This window comes from Catenibacterium sp. (assembly GCF_052354645.1).
GTDB lineage: Bacteria > Bacillota_I > Bacilli_A > Erysipelotrichales > Coprobacillaceae > Catenibacterium > Catenibacterium mitsuoka_A.
This window is the reverse complement of record NZ_DAWDDM010000114.1, coordinates 1-6,194: the sequence shown is the minus strand read 5'-3', so window position 1 is coordinate 6,194 and position 6,194 is coordinate 1. Positions and strand designations below refer to the sequence as shown.

Sequence of the window (6,194 nt, the reverse complement as noted above, 5' to 3'; positions counted from 1 at the left end):
TTCAACAACGCAATTCAATTCTTCTAATAATACGGTTAACGCATCAACATCTGAAATTTCTGGCACATTATAAATTTCAACTGGTTCATCTGATAATACAATAGAAGGAATAAGCGCTACAGTTGCATTCTTCGCACCTGAAATAGTCACTGTTCCATTAAGTTTATGTCCACCTTCAATAGCAATTACTTCTTCTGACATTTCTATTCAATCCTTTCATTAAGGTTATTTAAAATTTATGTATATATATTAAAAAACTTTTAAGTTAATAGTTAATAAGTTAAAGTCATAATATTGGTAATTATCTCGACGAATTCATTATATAGTATTTTACTGAAAATCACAAAGAAAACAGAAAGTAAATAATCCTTTTTAATAAAAGAATATTTTACTTTTAAAAAAAACATGATATACTATGACCACATGGTCCGTTGGTGAAGTGGTCAACACACTTGGTTCTCATCCAAGCATTCAGGGGTTCGAGCCCCCTACGGACTACCATTTTTTTATGCGAATAAAAAAAAGAAAGCAAAGCTTTCTTTTTAAAAATGTTTATTTGTATAAAAAAAATGGCTGGGGTAACTGGATTCGAACCAGTGAAATGGCAGATTCAGAGTCTGCTGCCTTACCGCTTGGCTATACCCCAACAGCAATTTATATTATACATATATTTTAGGAGATGTAAAGAGAAAAATGACAAAAATTCGTACAAGATTTGCGCCAAGCCCTACAGGGTACATGCATATCGGTAATTTAAGAACAGCTTTATACTGTTATTTGATCGCTAAACATCAGGGTGGCGACTTTATTTTAAGAATTGAAGATACTGACCAAAACCGTGAAGTTGAAGGTGCGACTCAGTTAATTTATGATATTTTAACTGAAACAGGTCTTAACTGGGATGAAGGACCAGATAAGCCAGGAGATTGTGGACCTTATATCCAGTCTGAAAGACTTCCTATTTATCATGAATATGCTAAGAAGCTTATTGAGCTAGGCGGTGCTCATTATTGTTTCTGTGATAAAGATGCTGACAATGATTATGATCCTTGTCGTATGCTTGATCAGGCTGAAATTGATGAAAAGCTTGCAGCAGGTGTTCCTTATGTTATTAGACAGACTATCCCTGATAAGGGTAAGGCTACTTTTGATGATGAAATCTATGGTCATATTGAAGTAGATTGTACTACTTTAAATGATTCTATCTTAATCAAGAGTGATGGATTCCCTACTTATAACTTTGCGAACGTTGTAGATGACCATTTAATGGGTATTACTCATGTTGTACGTGGTAATGAATATTTAGCTTCTACACCTAAATATAACCTTCTATATGATGCATATGGATGGGATAGACCTACTTACATCCACTTACCACCAGTAATGAAGGATGAACATGCTAAGTTATCTAAGAGAAATGGTGATGCATCTTACCAGGATTTAACTAAACAGGGTTATTTAAAAGATGCCATCCTTAACTACATCGCATTACTTGGATGGTCTCCAGCTGATGAAGAAATCCTTTCATTAGATGATTTAATTGAACAGTTCAACATTGAACATATCTCTAAAGCTCCAGCTATCTTTGATATTGATAAGTTAAAATGGATGAACGGTGTTTATTTAAGAAACATGTCATTAGAAGAATTCCACAAAGTGGCTTCTCCTTACTATGACTTCATCACTATTCCTGTAAATACATTAGAAATCTCTAAAGCATTACAGCCACGTGTTGAAAGATTAGCTGACATTCCAGAATTAATGGACTTTGTCAATGAAACATTACCATTTGATGCATCTATCTATAAACATAAGAAGATGAAGACTAATCCTGAAAACTCTTTAGAAGCATTAGAATTATCTTTACCAGAACTTGAAAAGTGGGAAGATTATAATGATGACGAAGGATTAATGAATATGATGATGGATATCGCTAAGAGCCATGAATTAAAGAATGGACGTATTATGTGGCCTATCCGTGTTGCATTATCTAATAAAGCATTTACTCCTGGTGGTGCTGTAGAAATCGCTCATATTCTTGGTAAAGAAGAAACTTTAAGAAGAATTAGAGTTGCTATTGAAGATTTAAAGAAATCAGTTGCTGAATCAGCAGAATAAAAACAAGAGGCTCGTTTGAGCCTCTTTTAGTATACTTTCTTATAGTTTGCAAGTGCACCGATTAGGTTAGAATCATTGTTGTATTTACATTGTACTAACTTAACTTGTGGGATAGGCACAGGCATTTTTTCATAGAGTTCATCTAAAGACTTCTGAATATAAGTCATTAAAATAGGTTGTTTAGAGATACCCCCACCTATCGCAATACAATCAGGATCGACTGCTGCCTGGATATTAAATAATCCCATCGCAATAGTGTCTGTATAGTCCTTTAAGACACTTAAGGCTCTTGTATCGCCATTATTACAATATTCAAAAGCTTTTATACCATCAAATGAATCAGAGGATCCTACAGCCATCTTAATGCCTTTTACGAGTCTTAAAACACTGCCATCAATCCCCCACTTACTACCAAAGCCACGCTTATCTGTCCACTTAGTAGAAAGATAACTGAATTCACTCGCAAATCCATGACCACCAGTAAAGACACGATCACCAATAGTCATACCGCCACCAATACCTGTACCTAAAATACATACAGCACCAACATCAGTTCCTTTCAAAGAACCATATGTCACTTCACATTGTGCAGCACATTTAGCATCGTTCTCAATCACAACACGTTCTGTTGTGACCTTTTTTATTTCTTCTAAAACATCTACATCCTGATTGTATTCTAATGCCCCTGGTACCTGCATTTTATGTGTTTTCTTATTATATAAGCCTGGTAAGCTCATTGCGATACCATCTACACTACTATATCTATTATAAATACTCTTAATTACTTCTAAGAAGTTTTCTAGTGTATCAAGTGGTGTAGGTACACTACCCTTTTCCAACATTTCCAATTCATCATTCATTAAGGCATACTTTATCGCAGTACCCCCTACATCAAATACTAAATATTCCATTTTGTTTCCTCCTTTAAATATCATAATATAGATTGAGAATATAATATGTATTTTTCAGAATACGAAACACAAAAAAACCAAGGACATTATATGCCTTGGTTCTCATATTAATCCTGGAATAAAGGAGTAGAAAGATAACGGTCACCTGTATCTGGTAATAAGGCTACAATAGTCTTTCCTTTATTTTCTGGTCTTTTAGCAAGTTCAATTGCAGCATAAACAGCAGCACCTGAAGAAATACCTACTAAGATACCTTCATTCTGACCTACTTCTTTACCAGTCGCAAATGCATCTTCATTAGTTACACGGATGATTTCATCATATACCTTTGTATCTAAGACATCAGGTACGAAACCTGCACCGATACCCTGGATCTTATGTGCACCACCCTGTCCAGTAGATAATACTGGAGATGAATCTGGTTCTACTGCAACTACTTTTACGTCTGGTTTCTTATCTTTTAAGTACTGTCCTACACCAGTCACTGTACCACCAGTACCTACACCAGCTACAAAGTAATCTACCTGACCATCTAAGTCTTCAAAGATTTCTGGTCCTGTTGTTAAATAGTGTGCCTGTGGGTTAGCTGGGTTAACGAACTGTCCTGGAATATAGCTGTTTTCAATTCCTTCTGCAAGTTCATTTGCTTTCGCAATAGCACCCTTCATACCCTTGCTTCCATCTGTTAAGACAAGTTCAGCACCATATGCTTTCATTAATGTACGTCTTTCTACAGACATTGTTTCAGGCATAACAATAATAATACGATAACCTCTTGCAGCCGCAACAGAAGCTAAACCAATACCTGTATTACCTGAAGTAGGTTCAATCAATACAGTATCTTTATTGATTTTTCCTGCTTTTTCTGCTTCATCAAGCATATTCTTCGCAATTCTATCTTTAACACTTCCTGCGGGATTGAAGTATTCAACCTTTGCGATGACCTTTGCTTCTAAGTTATATTTCTTTTCTAAATGTGTTAATTCTAATAATGGTGTATGGCCAATTAACTGGTCAGCACTAGTAAATACCTTACTCATGTTAATTTTCCTCCAAATTTGTTATTTTACTGCAGCAAAAGCCTGATCTAAGTCTGCAATAATATCATCAATATGTTCAGTACCAATAGATAATCTAATAGAATTCTGCTGGATACCTACCTGTTTTAATTCTTCTTCATTCATTTCTGCATGTGTAGTAGAAGCTGGATGAATAACTAAAGATTTCACATCTGCAACGTTAGCAAGTAATGAGAATAACTGTAAGTTATCAATGAAATCTTTTGCTTTTCTTGCATCACCCTTGATGTTGAATGTAAAGATTGATCCACCACCATTAGGGAAATACTTCTTATATAATGCCTGCTGAGATGGATCTGTAGATACTGAAGGATGTGATACAGATTCAACCTGTGGATGGTTATTTAAGTATTCTACAACTTTTAATGTATTTTCTACCTGTCTTTCTACACGTAATGAAAGTGTTTCTAGACCCTGTAAGAAGATCCAAGCATGAATTGGTGAAAGAGTAGCGCCCATGTCTCTTAATAAAATAGCTCTAATTCTTGTAATATAAGCAGCTGCTCCTACATCTTTCGCAAAGCTTACACCATGATAAGATGGGTTTGGTTCAACAAGCTGTGGAAATTTATCTGCATGTGCCGCCCAGTCAAACTTACCTGCGTCAACGATGACACCACCAATAGTAGTACCATGACCACCAATGAACTTAGTTGCTGAATGAATAACAACATCTGCACCATATTCAATTGGTCTAATTAAATAAGGTGTACCAAATGTGTTATCAATAACTAATGGTAAACCATGTTTATGTGCAATCTTTGCGATAGCTTCGATGTCTACAACATCTGAATTAGGGTTACCTAAAGTTTCAATATAAACAAGTTTTGTGTTTTCCTGAATAGCATCTTCAAATGCCTGTGGATTTAATGCATCTACGAATGTAGTAGTAATACCATAATCAGTAAATGTATGTTTGAATAAGTTGAATGTTCCACCATAGATGTTTTCTGCAGATACGATATGATCACCTGCAGCTACTAAGTTTTGTACTGCGTATGTCACTGCAGCTGCGCCAGAACCTACTGCTAAGGCTGCTACACCACCTTCTAAAGCCGCAATTCTTTTTTCAAATACATCTTCAGTTGGGTTTGTTAGACGACCATAGATATTACCAGCATCCTGTAATGCGAATCTAGCTGCTGCATGATCTGAGTTATGAAAAACGTAAGATGAAGTCTGATAGATAGGTACTGCACGAGCGTCAGTTACTGGATCAGCTTCTTCCTGTCCTACGTGTAATGCAAGTGTTTCGAAATGATAGTTTTTATTAGACATGTATGTTTCCTCCTAAACCCTATTTGTTTGATAGGTTAATAGGATTATATCAGTGATAAACCTACTAGTCAACTATATTTATATTATTTTTTGTGAATATTTCGTATTTTCTAAATTTAATTGATTTTATTTATGATTATATGACATAATCATCGCCATTTGATGAAGCTGGTACTAAATCACTTAAAGAAACACCTTCTAAATAGTCTGTAATCACTTTATATAAACCAGTCCACATAGGTAATGTATTACAATAAGATGCTCTTTCACATGTATTACATTCATCCGCTAAACATGATACAGGAGCTAATGTTCCTTCAGTAATCTTAAGAATAGAAGCAACACTATAGTCTTCTGGAGCATGTGTTAAACGGTATCCCCCACCCTTACCTCTTAAACCTTCTACAAAGTGTTCTTTAGATAAAGACTTAATAATAATTTCTAGATACTTTTCAGAGATATTCTGTCTTGCAGCTATTTCTTTTAATGGTATATATTTAGAACGATCATGCTGTGCTAAATCAATCATGACACGTAAAGCATAACGTCCTTTAGTTGATATCATCATAATCAATTCCTCCTTTTACATATACCTAGTATACTAGAGGGTTATAGGGTAAGTCAAGAATAATAGAAATCCATCATGACTGATAATTCATATTTACTTATTATATGTGGTGTATAATGATTAATGTAAAAGGATGCATTAAATAGTGATCAACAGTTGTATAAGCTGTTAAATCAAAGAAAGGATGAGATATAACCAGAAATATTACATACACAAGCACAACATATTTAGAGTTACTTT

The 6,194-nt window shown here is 34.8% G+C and carries 5 protein-coding genes, 2 tRNA genes and 1 pseudogene; 2 read left to right on the top strand and 6 right to left on the bottom strand.

What is annotated here, in order from left to right; translation table 11 throughout:
* Positions 1–201, bottom strand: a pseudogene (locus tag ACT8VG_RS06350) (UDP-N-acetylglucosamine 1-carboxyvinyltransferase); the annotation flags it as partial.
* A gap of 224 nt (positions 202–425) precedes the next feature.
* On the opposite strand from ACT8VG_RS06350, the gene ACT8VG_RS06345 reads away from it, so the two are divergent.
* Positions 426–501, top strand: a tRNA-Glu gene (locus tag ACT8VG_RS06345).
* Positions 502–570: 69 nt separating this feature from the next.
* Here ACT8VG_RS06345 and ACT8VG_RS06340 read toward each other — a convergent pair.
* Positions 571–646: transfer RNA gene (locus ACT8VG_RS06340), tRNA-Gln, on the bottom strand.
* Between the two features lie 47 nt (positions 647–693).
* Here ACT8VG_RS06340 and gltX point away from each other — a divergent pair.
* Positions 694–2,118, top strand: a complete 1,425-nt coding sequence (gene gltX, locus ACT8VG_RS06335; protein ID WP_215657797.1) for a glutamate--tRNA ligase — start codon at positions 694–696, stop codon at positions 2,116–2,118.
* Positions 2,119–2,144: 26 nt separating this feature from the next.
* On the opposite strand, the gene ACT8VG_RS06330 is transcribed toward gltX, so the two are convergent.
* The 4 genes from ACT8VG_RS06330 to ACT8VG_RS06315 form a co-directional block, all read right to left on the bottom strand.
* Complete coding sequence (locus ACT8VG_RS06330; protein ID WP_288704669.1) at positions 2,145–3,029, bottom strand: ROK family protein; 885 nt, start codon at positions 3,027–3,029, stop codon at positions 2,145–2,147.
* Between the two features lie 107 nt (positions 3,030–3,136).
* The gene (gene cysK / locus ACT8VG_RS06325; RefSeq protein ID WP_444195434.1) at positions 3,137–4,069 is read right to left on the bottom strand and encodes a cysteine synthase A; all 933 of its coding nucleotides are present in this window, start codon (positions 4,067–4,069) and stop codon (positions 3,137–3,139) included.
* 21 nt (positions 4,070–4,090) lie between these two features.
* Positions 4,091–5,386 (bottom strand): O-acetylhomoserine aminocarboxypropyltransferase/cysteine synthase family protein, encoded by a 1,296-nt coding sequence (locus ACT8VG_RS06320; protein ID WP_006507093.1) that lies wholly within the window; start codon positions 5,384–5,386, stop codon positions 4,091–4,093.
* Positions 5,387–5,522: 136 nt separating this feature from the next.
* Entirely contained in the window at positions 5,523–5,954 is a 432-nt protein-coding gene (locus ACT8VG_RS06315) for an RrF2 family transcriptional regulator (RefSeq protein WP_217106870.1), read from the bottom strand.
* Positions 5,955–6,194 lie beyond the last annotated feature (240 nt).